This is a genomic window from Paenibacillus sp. 01T422 (assembly GCF_056398785.1).
The window spans coordinates 1-19,642 of the sequence record NZ_JBFTQB010000017.1; the positions used below are offsets into that span (position 1 = coordinate 1).

Sequence of the window (19,642 nt, forward strand, 5' to 3'; positions counted from 1 at the left end):
GAGCTGGGTATCATCGTCGACACCAGCCACTGTGGCAAACAAACGACGCTGGATGCTTGCCGGCTTTCGACGGCACCGGTCATCGCTTCACATACTGGCGTCGAGGCACTCTTTGGCCATATGCGGTGCAAAAGCGATGAAGAGCTCCAGGCGATTGCTGGAACTGGCGGCGTGATTGGCGTTTYTGCGATGCCGTGGTTCATCTACCAGGACCCGAACGAGACGACAATCGAGCATGTGCTTGATCATATCGACTATGTGGTTCGGCTGGTCGGGGTTGATCATGTGGGCATTGGAACGGATTGGCCGATGAGCGATGTGGAATGGTCTTTGGTATATTTTAAAGAGCATATTGCGCCAAGAATTGGCTTTGCCAAAGGGGATGGGCCGTCGACTGAGACGGTGAAGGGACTGGAGAAGTACAGTTATTTCATCAATTTCACCCGTGGGTTGGTTGCAAGAGGGTATAGCGATGAGGACATTCTGAAGATTATGGGCGGCAACTGGCTGCGTGTTTTTGAACAAGTCTGGGGATAGGAGTTAACGGGGATGAGCACATATTTTCAGTCTACTACGTTCAATTTGTATTGTGCTGGTGTGTATGAGGGGAAGATCCGTTTTGCCGAAAATGGGATTATGCATGCCAAGGTGGATGCTCGGAGGAGGACACAAATGCAGGAGAATGTCCTGCAGGAGAAGACACCTTACATCTTGCCTTTCGCTAAAATAAAGATGTCCTTGGCGCATTATGACCAAGCCGTTTGGCAAGGTGATGAGGTTACGCTTGGCAATGGAGACCTATATGCACGGCATGTTCGGTATTCGGCTTACGTGGCGGGACGAGCGGGTGAAGCTGGAGAACCAGGGCAACCAGGAGAATCAGGGAAACTGGGAGAACAAGGAAAAGAGATGGCATCTCAAGTTTGGGCGATGCGGAAGGAAACGGCGCTTGACATCGTGACTGTGGATGGACGCGTCATAGCGTTCGTTGCGCCGAACCGATACGGTATGGAGGTGCTCGTGGCGGATGGTTACGAAGCATTGACTCCGCTTGTGGTGTATGAAGAACCACTCCTCTCCAAGCCGGAGTTCGGCGTGAATGATCTAGGCACCTTCCTCGTTCCGATGCGTGACGGTGTGCGTTTGGCAACGGACGTGTACCTTCCTGAAGGTGCTCAATCGGCGCAGGGGTTGCCAACGATACTCATTCGCACGTGTTATGATCGCAACTTGCGTAAAGAGTTTTTCAAGCGTTGGGCGAACAAAGGGTACGCCGTCGTCAATCAGGATGTTAGAGGGCGCGCGGATTCTGAGGGAGAGCTGGTTCCGTTCTTCTACGAGCGGGATGATAGTGCGGATACAATCGACTGGATCGTGTCGCAGGAATGGTCAAACGGCGACGTCGGCATGTGGGGTGCCTCCTATCTTGGATATGTTGTGACCGCAGCATCTACGAGTGGTCACCCGAATTTGAAGGCGGTCGTCAACGAAGTGAACGTGGGCTCGCCGTTCGTAGATACGGTACGCAAAGGCGGAACCGTATGCTCGTGGCCTTTGCTCTGCTGGACGCTTGCGCAGTCCGTTGGGACAAGGACGGATTTTGATATATTTGCGGGTAAAACCGTTGATCCGGAGAAAGCTGTGGACGCCAGACCGATCAGGGAGATCCCTCAAAAGATGATCGGCAGAGCCTCTGGCCCTTGGGATCTGTGGAGTGAGCATCCGGAGTATGATGATTTCTGGAGAAATTGCACCTTTACGGAGCGTGGCGACCAGGTGCAGGTGCCGATGTTTGTCATTTCCGGTTGGTATGACGGGGACAGCGCAGGCGTTTCGGAGACGTGGAGGATGCTGACCAAGCATGACGTCCCCAACCGGAAAATATGGCTCGGACCGTGGGAGCACGGCCCTAACCGAGCAAGGGATCTACTCAGTGCGAGCTTCAGCAACGATGCGGTTGTTTACGATTATGACGTAAACGTGCTGCGTTGGTTCGACAGGTTCCTCAAAGGGCTGCCTAACGGTATCGATCAAGAGCCAAGAGCGAAATATTACGTTGTTGGAAGCAACGAGTGGCGAACATCCGAGGATTGGACGCCTACGGAGGCGCAGGTTAGGAACTTTTATCTGGGGAGTAATGGCCATGCCAACTCCAGCCATGGAGACGGCGTGCTGATAGAGACGCCCCCTGGGCACAGTCCTGCGGATTCGTATGTGTATGACCCCGAGGATCCTGTTGCCGACAGCGGCGAAAGAGAGCCGGAGAATATGCGTAAACATGAGCTGCGCAGCGATATTCTCGTGTATACGAGCCCTATGTTGGAGAGTGATTTAACCGTAGCGGGCGAGTTGTCTTGTGAATTGTATGCGGCGAGCACCGGCGTTGATACGGACTGGGTCGTTACTTTGAGCGATGTCGATGCGCAGGGCAATTCGATTAAGCTCTCCAATTACATCGTGCGGGCGAAGTACCGTGGTGGATTGGATGCACCAGAGCTGCTTACGCCAGGCAAGGTTGAGAAATACGCGATATTCATGCAARATATCGCCCACACATTCCGCCAAGGTCACCGACTGCGGTTCACAGTTACATCTTCGAGCAAGTTTATCACGTTTCCCAACACGAATACTGGCATCAACCCCTATGAGGATCCGAAGCCAGTGATCGTGCAGCAAACGATTTACCACTCGAATGAGTATCCTAGTCACGTGAAGCTTCCAATTATTCCGTAAGCGGAAGAGAAGTGTGGAAAAAGAAGGCTGTCTCGAAAGTCAGAAATGACCTAGGGACAGCCTTTTCCGCTTTTGACAGTTTTCAGCGGGGGAACTACAGTCCACTATTTCGCTGAAAATCCTCATTTTCCACGTTAAGGGGAACTAGGGTGCGCTATCTCGGCGATTTCACCTGGAAAAGGCGCATGGCGGCCAAATTAGACCCTGTAGTTCCGCTCCGAGAGGAAATAGCTCATTTTCCTGCAAATAGAGGACTCCAGTTCCCTTAAGCAACAACTTAGCCGAGTTCTCGCTCGCTACAGCTCCACAATCAAACCATCATAAGCAACCTCAATCCCATGAGGTCGAAAAATCTCAACCAAATCCTCATGCAGCAGCCCGGCATTATGAGAGAAATGCGTCACGAATACTTTGGCTCCCGGCTTCAATGCTCCGACTTCATCCATCCATGTTTTCGTTTCGAGCACAGCATCCACGTTCATATGGTTGTTTCTGTGCCCGACTCTGCCTGTTGTGCATTCCAGAATGACCAAATCGAACTGCTTATCCTTCAGCCAAGCCCACGTTTCGTCCGGAAACCATCCGCTGTCGTTGCCATACAAGACTGTTTTTCCGCTTTTCTCGATGGAATAGAGCAAGCAGGTTTCGAGAGGATCATGATCCGCCAGCAGCGGAACGATCGTGGCTGTTTGCGTCTGCACAGGCTGAAACGGGATTACACGGTGGAAGCTATAGTTATGTTCCAGCCCATTCAGCGCTTGAAAGATGAGGCGGAAAGGAAGGTCATGCCCATAAACATGCATGGTTTCTTCGCCTGATTGGGCATAACCTTTTGCACGAATGGCCATATCTTCAGCGTATAGATGATCAGAATGCGAATGGGTGATAAGCAAATCTTTCACGCTGTTCATATCGAGTCCATACTGAAGCGAGTGCATCAAAGTATCGGGTGGAAAATCTACCTTCAAGTCGTGGTCAAACATGACTGAGGTGCGGGAACGAATATTCTTCCCTCCGCGTTCGCGGGCTTGTTTGCAGGTGAGACAATGGCAGAAGAGCGAAGGTATGCCCTCATATGCCGCTGTTCCCAGAAAATGAACCTTCATGGATGAATCCTCCTTAGTGCCGGAACGTTGTTGTTTCATGATAATTTAGTGTTGTTTATTGTGCGAATGTTGTGGAATTCTTGTTGTTTAGTGCCAATTGTATCCCCGCCTGGCAGCGCTGTCAATGGAGAAAAATGATTACTAAGGTTCCAAACAAAGGGAATAATAAAAAAGCAAATTCCGTTGGCAGGAGGCAAACAGCAATGAATTCGTTATTTAAGTTGAAAGAACGAGGCACGACGGTGCCGACGGAACTCATGGCGGGGGTCACGACGTTTTTGACGATGGTCTATATTGTGATTGTGAATCCAGGGATTCTAAACAAGGCAGGGATGGATTTCCATGGAGTGTTCATTGCAACGGTACTGGCAAGTATTGTGGCGACGCTGATTATGGGTCTTTTTGCGAATTACCCGATCGTGCTTGCGCCCGGCATGGGGCTGAATGCGTATTTTGCATTTAGCGTMGTGGGAGGAAGCGGTGTGAGCTGGCAAACGGCGCTTGGCGCTGTTTTTGTCGCAGGGGCCTTGTTTATCGTGTTATCGTTGACTTCTTTCCGATATATGCTGCTGGACGCTATCCCCACGAGCTTGAAGCATGCCATTACTGCGGGAATCGGTTTGTTCATCACATTTATTGGCTTGCAAAATGCCAAAGTCATCGTAGCTTCTCCCTCAACGCTGCTAACATTAGGTAATCTTAGAGAACCCATGACGGCGTTGACAATCATTGGCCTTATCGCTTCGCTGATCCTGATGGCGTATCAGGTGCGTGGCTTTTTGTTCTTCGGCATGTTGATTACAGCTGCATTGGCCTGGCTTATGGGATTGCTGACGATGCCGGAGAAATTCGTTTCAGCGCCGACAGGGCTCTCTGCAACAGCTTTTCAGCTAGATATTAGTGGTGTTTTCTCCAGCGGGATGTATGCTGTCATTTTTACATTTTTGCTAATTACGCTGTTTGATACAACGGGAACAATGCTTGGGGTCGCTGAGCAGGCGGGGCTTCTCAAGGACAATAAATTTCCGCGTTCAAGAGGTGCGCTGCTAGCTGATGCGATAGGGACCTCAACGGGGGCCTTGCTTGGAACGAGTCCCACCTCGGCGTATATTGAGTCCAGTTCTGGCGTCGCTGTTGGCGGGAGAACGGGGCTGACGGCGATCACGGTATGCGTCTTGCTGGCCTTGACGTTATTTTTCTCGCCAATCATTGCTGTACTTGCCAGCATTCCAGCCATTACCGCACCTGCGTTAATTATTGTAGGTTTCCTAATGATGAATGTGTTGCGCAAAATAGAGTGGCAGGACTTGGAGGAAGCCTTTCCAGCTTTTCTCATCGTTGTGTTGATGCCCTTGACGTATAGTATCGCAACCGGAATTGGCATCGGATTTATCGTATATCCGGTATTAAAGCTGCTCCGCGGAAAACGCAGCGATGTGCATCCGATTTTTTATCTATTTGCGGTGTTGTTCTTTATTCAGATTGTATTTTTCAATCATTGAATTTTAAGGAGTTTTTCAAAAATAACATGTAACAGAAGACACCCTAGCCGGTGTCTTTTCTTATAGCGGCTAGCTTATCGCGGACGGAGGTCTCCAGCTTATAGATTCGCTGTTTCTCGTCATTGATCTGACGCAGGAGAGAAACCATGGAGCTGAGCGTACTTTGGACCCCGATCGCATCTCCTTTTTTGGCGCTTTTTTTAAAGGCGCTCCATAGCGGGGACAAGCTTTTGCGAGACGAATTGACAGCACTCATCTTAGCTTTTATCTGCACGTTAATGGGATCGATGTCCTCGAGACGGCTACGGATGTTCTTCGCTGCTTTGGAGGCTTTATCCTTGGCTGCCTGGTGGGCTTTCTCCTTCGATTGAATGTCGGCGCGCGCTAGCTGGGCAGGAACTTTCAATGCCGTGGCCTGTAGCGCAGCATGGTGTTCAAGGTTTTCATTTTGAGCGGCCGCACGTCTTCGATCTGTTTATTAATTGCGGTGTAACGGGATAATAATGGTTTGTAGCGTTCTCTTGTTCGCAGAACATCCTCTTCCAGCTTAGCTAATTGGGCAGCGTCAATGGCTTTAGACTGCTTGTTTAGTGCTGTCAGTGCCTCTTTATTTTGGCCGTGCTGCAGCGCAATTGAATGATCCCACTCTTGTTCTTGCTTCTGAAGAGTGAACAGCTCGTCCTGCAAAGCGTGGATACGATTAGCCTGGGCTTGGGTCGAAGCGGCTAGCGTTTTGTCCAAGACTCCGGTGGTGATGTTGAATGGAGCTGCTGCCGACGCCTCTCCCGTAAGAGCTGAGAGCAGAACAAAAGCGGCGAGAAGTGAAGTGACTATTTTCAGATACAAACCTCCTTAACTTTCGAGGAAATACAAAAAAGCACCAGCAGGAAAAGGCATAAGCCTTATCCTACGGGTGCTTCCCAACGTAAGTTTTCACTCGAAATATGATAAGTGTACTATATCAAGCGACCTCGCAAAGTGTCAATGCGAACGCCAAAATTTGCTCATGGAGCATTCGTACCTTACACTAGTTAAGACTGGTAAAATAACCACGACCAAAGGATGGAACCGCCATGATGAATCAACTTTCTATGAATGACTTGAAACGATTTAAGCACGAAATTACAAGATTTATGATGACGTACAAATTCGCTTTGGACGCCATGGAGACCCGCGTAGAAATTTTAGTGCAGGAATTCGAGATGCTGCATGAATATAATCCTATCGAGCATACCAAGTCCCGCTTGAAATCTCCGGAGAGCATTTTCCATAAGCTCAGCAGAAAGGGAGGAGACATGTCTTTTGACGGAATCAAAGCTTGTGTCAAGGATATTGCCGGCATGCGAATTACATGCTCATTTGTCTCCGATATCTATGCCATCTCCAATATGCTCAAAAACCAAAGCGACTTGAAGGTGCTGGGTGAGAAAGATTACATCAAGCATCCGAAACCGAATGGCTATCAAAGTCTGCATTTGCTGGTTGAAGTGCCCGTGCATTTAACGGATCGGCAAGAAAGTGTGTGCATCGAAGTTCAAATTCGCACAATTGCAATGGACTTTTGGGCCAGCTTGGAGCATAAAATATTTTATAAGTTCAACGAAGGCAATCAAGCTGTACCTGCACGATTGTTGGAGGAGCTTAAGCAAGCGGCCGTCGCTGCGTCTGCGCTGGATCTGCAAATGGAACGTCTGCATGCAGAAATCGAAGAGATCAAAGAAGAGCAGACCTCCGAAATCGTGGCGGACACGCTCAATAAGATTGTCATTAACAATCAGCAATTTGCGCTGCCACAGGCATTGCTGGGGCTTTTGAACGATGATGACGGCAGGTAAGATTGCATCCTACAAATGGATGCTGTGTCTGCGCACTTCTGTGTTATAATGAAAGGATTGGAACAGAAGGGTGTTGCTTCGGACATGCAGGTATTTGAAGATTGGAATCAAAAAGTGAAATCAACGTTTAATGCGACAAGTAATGAAGTTGTATTAACGGTGATGGAAGCTGGAAAATCGTTAGGTCTAACCAAGGATCAGATGAAGCAGTATGTAGACAAAAACAATTTAACCAAGGTGCCAATTATGAGGAGTGTTCATCGCTACTTGTTATTGAAAAGCGAAATTGATGAGATTGTGGGGAAATCATGAAAAACAGCGAACAAACGTATGCGAATCACCGCAGAATGCATCCATTGTTTCACTTTGTATTCTCTGTGCTAGCGTTAGCTCTATTGGTTACGTCGATCATAGAGCTAATTAGATCCTTGCAATCAGGGGATCAATTGCTGCCTTCGTTTCTTTTTCTACTCATTTCTATCATTGTGGTCATTGTATTCCTGCTGATTCGTTCCTATCCGTTGAAAGCACAGGACCGTGCGATTCGTGCAGAAGAGAACCTCAGGCACTATGTTTTGACTCAAAAGCTGCTGGATTCGAGATTAACAGTTAGTCAAATTGCTGCGCTGCGCTTCGCCTCTGACGAAGAGTTTCCTGCTCTATGTGAGAAAGCGGCTGACGGGCAATGGTCATCTGATACGATTAAGAAATCCATCAAGAGCTGGAGAAACGACGATTATCGTATTTAGGTTGTAAAAGAGAGAGACATATCCCTGAGATGTGTCTTTTTTTGTTGGAAAATATCCGTTTCGGTAGAAGAAATAGTTATTTTATCCTAGGACTTCTGATACAATTTCATGTAGGTGAATTGAAAAACGTTCCCATACATGAGGTGTATCATGAACAATAAGCTATCGAATAAATTGTACCAAACCTTAGTACATAGATTTGCAGGGGATATCAAGGAGTACAGAAAAGTTTTCCTTCTATTCGGCTATCTCTTCTGTGTCGTATCGGCGTCGACGATAGGAAGAACGGCGGCAGATACGCTATTTTTGAGCCGGTTCGATAACTCCTACTTATCTATCATGTATTTGCCTCAAGCCATCGTCATGATTACGGCCGGCATCCTTTTTCAGCGATTCTCGCCTAAGGTACGCTTGGAAAGCCTCATGAAGTGCTTGATTCCACTGATTTCCTTGCTCGTTCTGGTGTCCAGATTTGGTGTCGGATTAGAGCTGCGTTGGGTGTTCCCGGTCATTTACATCGGCTATGATGTGTTCAACTTCCTAATGATCGTCTGCTTCTGGCAGTTCGCCACTTCGGTCATGGATCAAAGGAAAGCGAAACAGATGATCGGAATCGTTGGCAGCGGGGGAATTACGGGCGGTATTCTCAGCGGTTTTGGATTAAAAGCGCTCGTTCCGCTCGTGGGCACAGCGAATCTGATTTACTTCTATGCAGGCTTGCAATTGCTTGGATTGGCTGCAGTCTTTTTAATTATCAAGGCGGCTAAAGATACGGTCGAAAGTAAACCTGCACAGAATAGATCTGTATCACCGAAGCAAAATGTGCAGCGGAAGTCGGGGCTTTTTGCAAGTGTGCCGCATTTGAAATATGTCGCGATCCTATCAGCTGCGCTTGTCCTCTCCCTGACTCTAATCGATTATCAATTCAAAGTTATTCTGAGAGGAACCTTGCAGAACGAGGCTCTTGCGGGGTTCATGGGGAGCTTCTACGGTTTCTCTGGTTTGATTGCATTAGGTTTTCAGTTATTTGTTTCGGGTCGCATTTTGACGCGTTTTGGGGTCATGACGGCGTTGCTCATTTTCCCAATAACGCTTCTGGCAGGCAGTTTGGGAATTCTAGCGCTCCCGGTGCTCGCGATGGCCGTTGTCGTGAAGGGAAGCGATAAGGTTGTCGGAGATACGCTCTACTCTTCGGTCAGCCAATTGGTGATGTTCCCTGTTCCGCCGGAATGGCGAGGCAAGGCCAAAAGCTTCCTAGACGGGATTGTGCGCAACGGGGCAAAAGGGTTAGCTGCTATCTGCTTGTTGATCGTTTCGCGTCTGCTTGCACCTGAACAGCTCAGTTACATCGTTCTGGCATTTCTTGTTGTAGGCATTCTAGCAGGAATTAAGGTGAAAAAAGCGTACCTGCACACGCTTCTCTCCAACCTGAAAACAGGAGGAGACGATCTGCAAAAGGTCGAGCTGAATCTAATGGATGCGGTGAGCCGGAAGATGCTAATCGATGCGCTGTCCAGCTCGGAAAAGCAGCAGGCTTTATATGCTTTTGGCCTTTTGCGCAAAATGGAGGGCTTCGATGTAACTCCTCATCTGGCTGGATTGCTCCATCACCCGATTCCTGACATGCGGATAGAGGCCTTATCTTATGTGGAACAAATGATGCCCGAAGGCTTGGAGCCTACTTTGCACGAGCTGGCGTCAACCGCAGAGTCCCACGATCTGGTAAGGGCGAAAGCCCTGCTGGCGCTTGCTGCTTATGCGAATGAAGCTTATCTGGATGAAATTACAGCGCAGCTGGAGGCTCCTGAAGTGGAAGTTCAGGCTGCGGCTATTGCGGGTTTAGTGAAATATTATAGTATCGAGGGGATGTTTCGAGCAGTAGGCAAGCTGAAAGCCATGATGGAAAGCGGGAAAGAGGAAGAGCGCATCGCGATGGCAGCTTTATTCGGGCAAATTCGCGTGAAAAACTTTTATAAGCCGCTCATTTCGCTTTTGCAAGATAGTAGCCCACAGGTAAGAATCCGCGCGTTGGAATCTGCTGCTATTCTTCATGTGCCGCCTTTGATTGTACCGATCATTGCTATGTTAAAAGATAGCCAGACCCGCCGCTACGCGACTCAGGCCCTAGCGGCCTATGATGAAGAAGATGTGCTTCCGCAGTTGGTGCCGTATTTGGAGCAGCAGGAAGTGGGGCTGTATATGCCTGCTGTACTCGAACAAATCGGGACGCAGTCTGCCTTCGATCTCTTGTTTGATTCCTATGAGGCAGTCCAATATGAGATGCGGGACCGTATGTTGGAAGCTCTCCTTCGTATGCATCGAAGATTACCTCAAGTAAATAGTAAAAAAGTTGAATCCTATATTTTCCTCGAGTTGCAGTTGTATGGACAGTTCGCTGAGCATGGTGCTAGTGTCATGAGCGAAGCTGGTTATGATGGCATTGAAGAAATGATAAGGGAGATTCGAGAGGCGATCAGCAAGCGCATATTCCAGTTATTGTCCTTGATTTATGAGGAGCAGACGATGAAGGCTGTGTTCATCGACTGGTCGGAGGGAGATTCGCGGCAGCAGGCGAACGCGGAAGAAGTCATTGACCAAACACTGCAGGGCGCCTTGCGCACGGAGATGGCGAAGCTCATGTCGGCATCGCGCGATCTGGTGCGTGGCAGCGTGGGTGGAGGCACCTTCCAGGAGCATCTTGACTGGCTGGCGGGCCAACAGGATGCTTGGCTTACGCAAAACATAAGATTTCTCGCAGGAACCTCTGTGGATAACTCTACTGCACAGGATAAGGATCTGATGGATCGCGTTCGGCTGCTGCGGCATGTGACTCTCTTCAAAGGGATGACAAGCCGGGATCTGTCGCACATTGCCCAGCGTTTAGACAAGCTGAGTTTTACGCAAGGCAGCGTTATGATTCAGGAAGGGGATTCAGGTGATTCCCTGATGATCATGGAGCGGGGTAAGGCGGGCGTGTATCGAAGCGGGCAGCGGTTAGGGGAGCTGAAGCAGGGAGATTGCTTCGGCGAGATGGCGGTAATCAGCCAGGGTCCGCGTACCGCGACGATTCGAGCCGAAGAGGATGTTCATCTGTGGCGGCTGGATTCAACCGCCTTCTATGATATGATTTTCGATCAGACGAGCATTGCTGTAGAAATGATGAAGCTGCTTTCTCGCAGGCTGAGGACCGAACTAGGACGGATACCTGCAGCGGATTCATCCTCGGATGCTGAACTTATGCAGGCTGAAGTTGCGGCTGCAGCGCAAGCACCAGAGGTTGCAGCCAAGCCGGCTCAAGAGCTGACGCGGGATGAAGCCTTGCTGCGGCGAATCTTAGTGCTGCAGAAGATTGAACTTTTCCAGCATTTGGCGCAAGATGATTTCATCTGGTTAGCTCAAATGGTGGATGAGGTAGTCTATGAAGCGGGAGAAGCGATTTGCCGTACAGGCGACTTCGGGGATACGATGTACGGCATTATCGAAGGCAGTATTCGTGTGCACCGAGGCAGCGAAGAGTACGCCGTCCTTCGGGAAGGGGATTTCTTCGGCGAGATGGCCATTATTGACAGCGGACCTCGGTCGGCTGACTGCACAGCGCAAGAACCTACCTTGCTGCTGCAGCTCCACCGGGATCAAGTGATGACTTTCTGCTTCCAGAACATCGACGTTTTGCGCAGTATGATGCGTGTGATTGCCGAACGGCTGCGGGGCATGAATTAAAAACAAAGGGGCTTCCCAGAATGGTCTTGTCGACCTTCTGGGAGAGCCCCTTTATTTGTTGCGCAGACGTTCCTTACGCAGCAGGTAAATAAAATACGGCGCGCCGATCACGGCCGTCATGATCCCTACGGGCACTTCGCGCGGCAGGATGATGATGCGGCCGAGCAGGTCGCCGAGCAGCATCAAGTCCGCGCCGACGACAGCCGCCAGCGGGATCAGCCATTGATGCCGGCTGCCGACGAGGCTGCGCGCGATGTGCGGGGCGATCAGGCCGATGAAGCCGATCGCGCCCACGGCCGACACGGAGATGCCGGCCAAAGCAACGGCAAGCAGCAGCAGGAGGAAGCGCTGCTTCACGATGTTGAGACCCAGCGAGGCGGTGATGTCGTCGCCAAGCAGAAACACATTCAGCTTCGCAAAATTCGCCCACACGATGGGCAGGAGCACTGCGATCCACGGCAGCAGTGTATAGACATCGTGCCAGCTGCGGCTCCATAAGCTGCCGGAGAGCCAGAGCAGCGCCATGTTGATGTCGCTGGGGTGCCTGACAATCAAGTACTGTGTGCCAGCTTGGAACACAGTACCAATCGCTACCCCCACCAAGGCTAATGTGGAGGGGCTGAGCGTTAACCGGCGGCTGAGCAGCAGCAGGAGCAGGAAGGCCAGGAAGGCGCCGGTGAAAGCGGCAATCGGCAAGACGTAGCTTGGCGATTTGGGGAACAGAAAGATCACCGCAGCCGCCATGAAGCCGGCTCCTTTCGTAATCCCCACGACGTCGGGGCTGGCCAGCGGATTCCGCACTAAGCCTTGCAGAATGACGCCGCCTACGGCTAATCCGAAGCCCGCTAGTATCGCGACTAGGACGCGGGGCAAGCGGACTTGATGCACGATGAAGTAAGACTGGCTTTGTGCATCTGTTAACCCAGACCATACCTCGCCAAACGGAATACGCACAGCGCCTACATGGACATAAAGCGCAGTTAATACCAACATGATAACCAGAGCCACTATCAGAGAGAGGGCAGAGGTGTGTGTGAATCTTCTCACTTCGCACCTCCTTGCTTGCGTGCCAAGTAAATGAAATATGGAGCGCCAATCACCGCGGTTACGATGCCGACTGGTGATTCGAAGGGGAAAGCGATGAACCGGCTGAGAAAGTCAGCATAGACGAGCAAAATACCTCCAAGCAGAGCGGTCATCGGCCCTAGAATAGGCAAGTTAGGCCCAATCATAGCGCGAGCGATGTGCGGAACAAGCAAACAGATAAAGCCGATCGGGCCGCATAAGGCTACGGCAGAGCCGGCAAGTATGAGAACAAGTACGATGCTGACGCCGCGTACGATGTTTACGCGCTGGCCTAAGCCTGCCGCAATGTCGTCATCAAGCAGCAGCAGCTTGAACGCTGGCAGCATGAGGGTGAACAGTACCATCCCGCCTATGAAGAAAGGCAAGATGATTCGCACATCGGACCACCCTGCTAGATTCAGGGAGCCGACTAGCCAGAAAATCATGCTGTCCGTAGCATGCTGATTCATAATGATGAAGCCTTCCGTCAAGGAAGACATGAGGAAGTGGATCGTGATGCCGGCTAGCGCCAGACGCACATACTGCTGGCGTCCGCCGCCTGCTAACGACCAGATCAGCAGCGCGCTTAGCGCAGCCCCGACAAAGGCAAAACCGATGAGCCCGAAGTTTCCGAAATGGGGCAAAGCGACAAGCCCGATCACAACGGCTAACGCGGCCCCAGCATTAATCCCGAATATATGCGGGGATGCCAGTGGGTTTTTGGTTGTGATCTGAGTCAACATGCCGGCCAAAGCAAGCTGCATCCCGACGATACAAGCCATGATGGCGCGTGGTAGACGAAGCGTTTGGATATACAGATGGGCTTTGTCGCTGCCCTGATAAGTCACCGCTTCGAATAATGTGCGCCAGGAGACATAGGCTTGGCCCCACTTCAAGTTGCAAATCACGCCGATCAGCATCACGAGAACAGCAGCAGAAAATAGGAAGAGCAGAGGCCATTTCTGGCTCTGCTTCTCAGTTATAGGCTTCATCGGACTATTGCCCCAAATTCTTCACGATATCATCAAGAATTTTCTCGGATCCGAGGAATCCGCGCGATAGAGACCAGTCACGACGCTCTACAGTAAATACTTTCTTATTAGCTACAGCGTCAATTTTCTGCCAAAGTGGATTTGTTTCCCACTGCTTAACAATGGTTTCTTTCTCAGTTGGCATCAGGAACAGAACTTGCGGGTTTGCCTCAACGAGCTGTTCAAGTGTAATTTGCGGATAGGCAGCAGCATTTTTTACAGGATCAGTGTAACCAAGCATCGCTAGGAAAGAACCGCTGTAAGCGTGATCTGAGTGTGCGAAGAATCCTTTGGGATTCACAACAGCTGGAAGTACACGGAGGTTTGTAGCGGTTAGTTTCTTTTTCACCGTATCAACTTTAGCTTGGTGCTCAGCCAGACGCTTCTTGGCTTCATCTTCTTTCCCAACAGCTTTGGCGATAATGTCAACGTTTTTCAGCATTTGATTGTAGTCCGCTTGGAAATCGTCCAAAACGAGAACGGGTGCAATGCCTTTCAGTTGAGCAATAGCATTCTTATGCTTGTTGATGTCCGCGATGATCAAATCTGGCTTCAATGAGGCAATCAATTCAATGTTTGGCTCGTAACGGGAACCTACGGACTTGTAAGTTTTGAGTTGGGCTTTGACAGAGTCCATCAATAGATCCGGGCTGTCATCATCGRCAACACCAACTGGCTGCACGCCAAGTGTGACAAGGATGTCAGTGAATCCGAATTCCATAGCAACGATGCGCTCTGGTTTTTTAGGCAATTCAAGTGTTCCTGTGGCATCTTGCACAGTGATTTTACCACCGGTTTGTGCGGCAGGTTGTTGGCTGGCAGCTGGCGTAGTGGATGCTGCTGCAGGCCCCGTATTCGTCGATTTGCCGCAAGCCGCTAGGCTTAGGGCAAAAACGGTGATCAATGCGATCAGGCTAAAACGAGTAAAATAGTGTTTCATTTGTTGACTCCCCCATGACAATGATTATTATTCTCATTTGAAATAATACGCTCAATTTGCGCGTAAGGACATGTCTGATTTGCATAATTGGCATGTCTAATTATTAGATTAATTCTGGTTGGCGACAAATTCCGACGGGGAGGTGCCGGTCTTCTTCTTGAATACTTTGCTGAAATGGAAATAGTCGATGAATCCGACACGTCCTGCGACTTCTTTGGCGAGTAAATCGGTGTGAAGAAACATTTGTTTCGCTTTCTCAATACGCAGGGTGTACAGGTAATTCATCATCGTCATTCCGGTCTGTTTTTTGAATAGAACCGTAAAATAACCCACACTCATACCTGCTCGTCTAGCCAACATTGGCAGCGAAAGCTCGAGCATGTAGTGCTCGTTCATATAGGATAGGATCTCTTCGATGGATTCACTTGATGACTTCTTGTCCTGAGTTAAATGGGACTCATATAAGTAAATGAAAAGAATACGCTCCAGCATCATGCGCTTCCGAATTGTTTGGGCGGCTATTTCCTCATCTGATAGTGGATGGATGTCCTCCGTCGTTCGGAGCAACTCGTCGAGCATATAGTGGATTTTGATTTCACTTAAAGTAGTGAGCGGACCGTGGAGGGACCACGGGTAACCGTCAGGTATCATCCGGTAGGTGATGACGATGTATTCGGCGGTTTTGGTTTTGGGGACCTGAATGGCGTAGGGAGCATGCTCGGGATGGCAAGCATAGGCTTGCGAACAAACCAGTGGTTCCTGGTTATTTTGATACAGCGTTATATGACCGCGACGAACAATAATAAGCTGGTACATGCCAGCTGGACATTCAAGCGTAAGGGAGGAGCTGCAAGTCTCGATCTGCTCAATGAGCGGTACGAGGGGAATAAGCTGTTGAAAATTCATAATCGGAATCCTTTCCAATCCTAGACATGCCTTTCTTTTGATAGTGACACAGAAAGGGGTTTGCAACAAGTGGAGAAAATATGCAAATGAGTGCGAGTTCCAGCTGAATTAAGCGAAATAACGGCACCTGAGTCCGTAACAGAGCAGTGGCTACTTAGGGAGTTGCTGGATGAGCTGCTAATTGTGGGTTTCGAGGCACTTATAAACCAGTCGGCTACTATAGTGGAGTTCATCCAACCGCTAGCTTAGCACCTTTGAGCATTAGCTATCGGCTAACGGACCGAGATGACGTTATCTGCTTTATTTAGGAGAGGATTCGCATCTAACGGACCCAGGAGTCGCTATTGCCCGTGGAAACGCCTGAAAGAGCGGCAAAATCCGTGAATAACGCCTCCTCGGTCCGATAGCAGTCCAAATACAGCCGATTTTAGCGAAATAACGGCTCCTGAGTCCGTAACAGAGCAGTGGCTACTTGGAGGGGAGCTGATAATGGTGGGTTTGGTGGCACTTTCAACTAGACTACTATAGGTGAGCTACTGGAAATGAAAAAGACTGTCTCAAAAGTAGAAATCTCTACTTTCGAGACAGTCCCTCTCTCAGCGGCACCCGCCCCGCATGACTTGCCAAGCTGCCAGCGCAGATCTGTGAGATTCACCCAGATTATAATGCGTAAACACTTCTCATAATGATTTCGGGCAGTTCGGCTTGTTGAGCGTAGTACTGCTCAGGTGTGATACTGCCGCTGGATAGGCGCTCATCGAGCTGTTCAATGAGCTCGGCGAGCTGGAGATCAATTACTTTTTGGACATCGACCTTATTCGCTTCAGCGATATCGGCCAGTGACAGCCCACTATATTGGGCGTTGTAGATGTCTTCCTCGGAAGCTAGCCCAAGAACGTGGAGCAGGTCATATTTTGCAGCTATAAATTGTTTTTTCATCATAGATACCACCGTACATAGGTTATAGTCCAGCTGCTTGAACAGCAGGAGTTGTGTTCCCAAAGGGTCCTGCTCCAGTATATGCAGGAGTTCGCAATATGGCTTGGGGACTTACCTTATTACACGGGTTGGAGATGATTGAATCACAGATAAAAGTAAAAAAGAGCTATCCCACAATCTTGCAAGCAAGATCGCTGTGGGACAGCTCTTTCTAATGTTTTCCTAGTCCTTTTCCAAGTCCCTTTCCTAGCCCTGCCAAGCACCTATGATGATGCCGCCAATGAGATAGGCAACTAGGTGGTAACCGGCGGTGATGAAGTACAAGGGAAGCTTGGCATTTTCGAATAAGTAATTCATGCCGATTTTCAGAGAGATACTTAGGCCGATCAGCGCGCCGACGGCAAGTCCTGCTACCCAAGTGGTTTCATTGCCCATAGTCAGCAGAAGAGCAAGAATAAAGCAGCCGCCAAGAGCGGTTAATGCGGTAAGGACGTAGGTGAGCGGGCCGCCTCCGGACATCTCTTCCATTTTCTGATTACGCAGCTTAGCCCATGTTTTGCCGAATAAGACGGGTGAATACCACAGGAAACCGAGAACCATGGTAACCACTGTAGCTACAAGCACAGCAAGGTAGTTCACTTCTAATAAACTCAAGATAAGACCCCCAAAGGTGATGAATTTTATATCGTTTACAGATGCATTGTATCGTGGCGCTTCATCCTTGTAAATGAAGTTTCTAATCAATCTGGTACGAAAGTATACCATCCACCCCCCGCTAAGGTAGCAGAAATAAATTACTCTTGTGTGGGAAGGCGCAAAACGTATGCTGAGCTACAATAAATTTGTAAGCAAGTGCAGAACAAGAAGGAGGCAGGGCAGCACGATATGAAGTGAATAGCAAAGCTATTCGTGGTTTGAACGAAAGCAGCCAGACCCTGAAAACAGTGGCGGATGAGATGCTCTCAAGTAGAACCGCCAACTTGAAGCAGGTGCAGGATGCTCAGAGTCAACAAGCGAAGAATCGGGTAGAGGCGCTTAACCAAGACTACGTCAGGCAAATTGAAAGCAAAGCGGAAGAGCTGGCGACGAAAGATGGCCCAGCCCAATTCGACAAGTATGTTCTTGCTTCGAATCAGAAGTTGGACCGTGAAGTGGATCAAATGGCCGCCCAGGTGCTTCAGGAGTTGACGTTAACGGCRGGGAAGTAGTCAGTCATTGTGAATTATGATTTAACAAATAAAATGATGCCAAGGGAGATTGATGAACGATGAAAGCATTGAAAAGTAAATTAGCAGTTGGGGTTATCGCAACAGGATTAGTAGCAGGTATGGGCACAGCTTTTGCAGCAACAGACGCTGGCGGTCAGCTTCAAAGCTGGTATAACAGCGCAACAAAAGTAACAAAAGCCTTAGTAGCTGGAGATGTTGCAAGCTTCGTCGCTTCCAATAACGACAAATTGGTTTCCGATTACAAAGCAATCAACAATGGTGCTGTTAATGATGTGAAAACAGCGGGTACAACAGAAACAACACAAACGCAAGGTGCAATCAACGGTCAAGTAACGACGTACTCCAATGCCATTGATGCGAAAAAAGGAACTATCGTAGCTGGTATGCCTGGCGAATACGACAGAGTCGTAAATGATGCTAATAACTTTAACAATGGCGTTATCGACGGTCTTGGTTTTGCCGGTAAATTAGACATCATTCATGATGTGAACGAGCAAGGTAAAAGGTCCTTAAACGCTCTGGAAGCTGGCGTTGCAACAACGCAAACGCAAGCAGCGGCAACATTGACTACGAAAATTGAAACAACAAAAACGGAATTGAACAACTTGCTGAGCCAAGAAAGAACGGCAGCATCGCAAGAAATTAAAGATAATTTAACAGCTAAAATTGCAGCTAAATTAGCAGAACTTCAAAAGCTTGCTGATGATCTGGAAGCAGCTAACATTAAAACAATTACGGACAAAGGCGACGCTCTTGAAGCTTCTGGCAAAACAGCTCTTGAGAACATCGTAATTAACGGTTTGAAATAATAAAATGCCTTAAGCGGACTGGCCCCGGCTTCGGGGCCTTACGCTTACTTTGAGATAAGGGAGGAATGAACATGATGAGTAGAAATGAGAAGAAGCGTAAGGTGAAATCCAAGCGAATTGTCGCAGCCGGAATTGTTTCTTTAACTGTCGTTCTCACGGCATCCGCCGGAATCTCCTATGCGGATATGGATGTTGCGGGTGCTATGGCTTCTTGGTTTAACAAGAAAACGGAGCAAGTCATCCAAGGCTTGGATCAATCCATGAAATCAGAGACAGACGCGCAGAAAGATTTGTTAAAGAAAGAATTGCAGCTTCGACTTGAAGCATCCACTAGAAGTCTTGAATCTTTCACAGATACGCAGAAACAACTTCATCTGCAGGCACTTGAGCAGCACGCACAAAGTCTGCTTGCCGGCACGGAGGTCAAAACCGAGCAGGACCGCATACAAATTTTGAATAAGTTGCAGGCCATTCTCGACAGCGCCAAGGGCGCCATGGACACATTAGCGGCCAGTTATGTACCGCCAGCTATGGTGTTCACACAGAGCCCGCCTATCATCTTGGTACCGCCACCACCTAGTGCACCCGTGATACCACCAGCGGCACCACCTGTGATACAACCTACGACACCTCCAGTGATACCGCCTGCAGCTCAACCGGAAATTCAACCGCCGACGGTCATTTCGGATGTATATGGGCAGCAAGCAGCTGCGAGTGTAAGTCATGTCACGTACAGTCAATCATAATTTAGCGAGAAAGCTAGTGAGGGTGGGAAAACATCATGACTGATCAGGTTTTGGAACGTAAGAAACCAGCAGCGACGAAGCAAAAAAGTGAATTCTGGGGTTGGGTTCGATTCATTTTACTACTCTCTCTAGCCTTTATATTGATTAATAACATGATAGGGCTTACGAGGGTGTCTGGTAATTCCATGAATCCGTCGCTGCAAAGCGGCAATATTCTGCTGATGAATAAAGTATCGCTATTTTTTAAAACGCCGAAATACGGCGATGTGGTCGTTATTAAGGATGATCGGTTAGAATTCAGCATTATTAAACGTGTCATTGCTGTTAAAGGC

At 49.1% G+C, this 19,642-nt stretch carries 20 protein-coding genes; 11 read left to right on the forward strand and 9 right to left on the reverse strand.

Annotated elements, in window-relative coordinates:
• Both AC1DUA_RS01990 and AC1DUA_RS01995 read left to right on the forward strand, forming a co-directional pair.
• On the forward strand, positions 1-537 hold a 537-nt coding region (locus AC1DUA_RS01990), incomplete at its 5' end, for a dipeptidase (protein WP_477498130.1).
• A gap of 12 nt (positions 538-549) precedes the next feature.
• The gene (locus AC1DUA_RS01995) at positions 550-2,733 is read left to right on the forward strand and encodes a CocE/NonD family hydrolase (RefSeq protein ID WP_477498131.1); all 2,184 of its coding nucleotides are present in this window, start codon (positions 550-552) and stop codon (positions 2,731-2,733) included.
• A gap of 296 nt (positions 2,734-3,029) precedes the next feature.
• Here AC1DUA_RS01995 and AC1DUA_RS02000 read toward each other — a convergent pair whose 3' ends face one another.
• Entirely contained in the window at positions 3,030-3,839 is an 810-nt protein-coding gene (locus AC1DUA_RS02000) for an MBL fold metallo-hydrolase (RefSeq protein ID WP_477498132.1), read from the reverse strand.
• A gap of 203 nt (positions 3,840-4,042) precedes the next feature.
• On the opposite strand from AC1DUA_RS02000, the gene AC1DUA_RS02005 reads away from it, so the two are divergent.
• Entirely contained in the window at positions 4,043-5,341 is a 1,299-nt protein-coding gene (locus AC1DUA_RS02005; RefSeq protein ID WP_477498133.1) for an NCS2 family permease, read from the forward strand.
• A gap of 43 nt (positions 5,342-5,384) precedes the next feature.
• On the opposite strand, the gene AC1DUA_RS02010 is transcribed toward AC1DUA_RS02005, so the two are convergent.
• On the reverse strand, positions 5,385-5,747 hold the full coding sequence (locus tag AC1DUA_RS02010; RefSeq protein WP_477498134.1) for a hypothetical protein: 363 nt from the start codon (positions 5,745-5,747) through the stop codon (positions 5,385-5,387).
• The gene (locus tag AC1DUA_RS02015) at positions 5,744-6,187 is read right to left on the reverse strand and encodes a hypothetical protein (protein WP_477498135.1); all 444 of its coding nucleotides are present in this window, start codon (positions 6,185-6,187) and stop codon (positions 5,744-5,746) included. Before AC1DUA_RS02015 ends, AC1DUA_RS02010 begins: the two co-directional genes overlap by 4 nt.
• A gap of 230 nt (positions 6,188-6,417) precedes the next feature.
• On the opposite strand from AC1DUA_RS02015, the gene AC1DUA_RS02020 reads away from it, so the two are divergent.
• The 4 genes from AC1DUA_RS02020 (at position 6,418) to AC1DUA_RS02035 (ending at position 11,645) form a co-directional block, all read left to right on the forward strand.
• Positions 6,418-7,176, forward strand: coding sequence for a GTP pyrophosphokinase (locus tag AC1DUA_RS02020; RefSeq protein ID WP_477498149.1), 759 nt, complete (start codon positions 6,418-6,420; stop codon positions 7,174-7,176).
• Between the two features lie 84 nt (positions 7,177-7,260).
• Positions 7,261-7,488, forward strand: coding sequence for a DNA-binding protein (locus AC1DUA_RS02025; protein ID WP_477498136.1), 228 nt, complete (start codon positions 7,261-7,263; stop codon positions 7,486-7,488).
• Positions 7,485-7,925: a DUF6526 family protein gene (locus AC1DUA_RS02030; RefSeq protein ID WP_477498137.1), complete on the forward strand. Its 441-nt coding sequence runs from the start codon at positions 7,485-7,487 to the stop codon at positions 7,923-7,925. Before AC1DUA_RS02025 ends, AC1DUA_RS02030 begins: the two co-directional genes overlap by 4 nt.
• A gap of 150 nt (positions 7,926-8,075) precedes the next feature.
• Entirely contained in the window at positions 8,076-11,645 is a 3,570-nt protein-coding gene (locus AC1DUA_RS02035; protein ID WP_477498138.1) for an Npt1/Npt2 family nucleotide transporter, read from the forward strand.
• A 51-nt stretch (positions 11,646-11,696) separates the two neighbouring features.
• Here AC1DUA_RS02035 and AC1DUA_RS02040 read toward each other — a convergent pair whose 3' ends face one another.
• The 6 genes from AC1DUA_RS02040 to AC1DUA_RS02065 form a co-directional block, all read right to left on the reverse strand.
• Positions 11,697-12,638 carry a FecCD family ABC transporter permease gene (locus AC1DUA_RS02040; protein ID WP_477498139.1) on the reverse strand — a complete coding sequence of 314 codons (942 nt, stop codon included), beginning with the start codon at positions 12,636-12,638 and terminating at the stop codon, positions 11,697-11,699.
• Positions 12,639-12,688: 50 nt separating this feature from the next.
• Positions 12,689-13,702 carry a FecCD family ABC transporter permease gene (locus tag AC1DUA_RS02045; RefSeq protein ID WP_477498140.1) on the reverse strand — a complete coding sequence of 338 codons (1,014 nt, stop codon included), beginning with the start codon at positions 13,700-13,702 and terminating at the stop codon, positions 12,689-12,691.
• Between the two features lie 4 nt (positions 13,703-13,706).
• Positions 13,707-14,681 carry an ABC transporter substrate-binding protein gene (locus tag AC1DUA_RS02050; protein WP_477498141.1) on the reverse strand — a complete coding sequence of 325 codons (975 nt, stop codon included), beginning with the start codon at positions 14,679-14,681 and terminating at the stop codon, positions 13,707-13,709.
• 108 nt (positions 14,682-14,789) lie between these two features.
• Positions 14,790-15,587, reverse strand: a complete 798-nt coding sequence (locus AC1DUA_RS02055; protein ID WP_477498142.1) for an AraC family transcriptional regulator — start codon at positions 15,585-15,587, stop codon at positions 14,790-14,792.
• A gap of 660 nt (positions 15,588-16,247) precedes the next feature.
• Positions 16,248-16,589: a hypothetical protein gene (locus AC1DUA_RS02060; protein WP_477498143.1), complete on the reverse strand. Its 342-nt coding sequence runs from the start codon at positions 16,587-16,589 to the stop codon at positions 16,248-16,250.
• 183 nt (positions 16,590-16,772) lie between these two features.
• The gene (locus tag AC1DUA_RS02065; RefSeq protein ID WP_477498144.1) at positions 16,773-17,180 is read right to left on the reverse strand and encodes a DUF1761 domain-containing protein; all 408 of its coding nucleotides are present in this window, start codon (positions 17,178-17,180) and stop codon (positions 16,773-16,775) included.
• A gap of 236 nt (positions 17,181-17,416) precedes the next feature.
• On the opposite strand from AC1DUA_RS02065, the gene AC1DUA_RS02070 reads away from it, so the two are divergent.
• From AC1DUA_RS02070 to lepB, 4 genes are all read left to right on the forward strand, one after another.
• A complete protein-coding gene (locus tag AC1DUA_RS02070; protein ID WP_477498145.1) occupies positions 17,417-17,734 on the forward strand; it encodes a hypothetical protein in 318 nt (105 codons plus the stop codon).
• A 59-nt stretch (positions 17,735-17,793) separates the two neighbouring features.
• Entirely contained in the window at positions 17,794-18,564 is a 771-nt protein-coding gene (locus AC1DUA_RS02075; RefSeq protein WP_477498146.1) for a hypothetical protein, read from the forward strand.
• A 71-nt stretch (positions 18,565-18,635) separates the two neighbouring features.
• Positions 18,636-19,310: a hypothetical protein gene (locus AC1DUA_RS02080; RefSeq protein WP_477498147.1), complete on the forward strand. Its 675-nt coding sequence runs from the start codon at positions 18,636-18,638 to the stop codon at positions 19,308-19,310.
• A gap of 35 nt (positions 19,311-19,345) precedes the next feature.
• Positions 19,346-19,642, forward strand: a 297-nt coding sequence (lepB, locus tag AC1DUA_RS02085) for a signal peptidase I (protein WP_477498148.1), incomplete at its 3' end; no start/stop codon positions are given.

What these genes read in the sequence shown, in the direction of transcription:
- AC1DUA_RS02000 (WP_477498132.1), bottom strand. Translation starts at nt 3,839, where the DNA reads ATGAAGGTTCATTTTCTGGGAACAGCGGCATATGAGGGCATACCTTCG.
- AC1DUA_RS02020 (WP_477498149.1), top strand. Translation starts at nt 6,418, where the DNA reads ATGAATCAACTTTCTATGAATGACTTGAAACGATTTAAGCACGAAATT.
- AC1DUA_RS02025 (WP_477498136.1), top strand. Translation starts at nt 7,261, where the DNA reads ATGCAGGTATTTGAAGATTGGAATCAAAAAGTGAAATCAACGTTTAAT.
- AC1DUA_RS02030 (WP_477498137.1), top strand. Translation starts at nt 7,485, where the DNA reads ATGAAAAACAGCGAACAAACGTATGCGAATCACCGCAGAATGCATCCA.
- AC1DUA_RS02035 (WP_477498138.1), top strand. Translation starts at nt 8,076, where the DNA reads ATGAACAATAAGCTATCGAATAAATTGTACCAAACCTTAGTACATAGA.
- AC1DUA_RS02040 (WP_477498139.1), bottom strand. Translation starts at nt 12,638, where the DNA reads ATGTTGGTATTAACTGCGCTTTATGTCCATGTAGGCGCTGTGCGTATT.
- AC1DUA_RS02045 (WP_477498140.1), bottom strand. Translation starts at nt 13,702, where the DNA reads ATGAAGCCTATAACTGAGAAGCAGAGCCAGAAATGGCCTCTGCTCTTC.
- AC1DUA_RS02055 (WP_477498142.1), bottom strand. Translation starts at nt 15,587, where the DNA reads ATGAATTTTCAACAGCTTATTCCCCTCGTACCGCTCATTGAGCAGATC.
- AC1DUA_RS02075 (WP_477498146.1), top strand. Translation starts at nt 17,794, where the DNA reads ATGAAAGCATTGAAAAGTAAATTAGCAGTTGGGGTTATCGCAACAGGA.
- AC1DUA_RS02080 (WP_477498147.1), top strand. Translation starts at nt 18,636, where the DNA reads ATGATGAGTAGAAATGAGAAGAAGCGTAAGGTGAAATCCAAGCGAATT.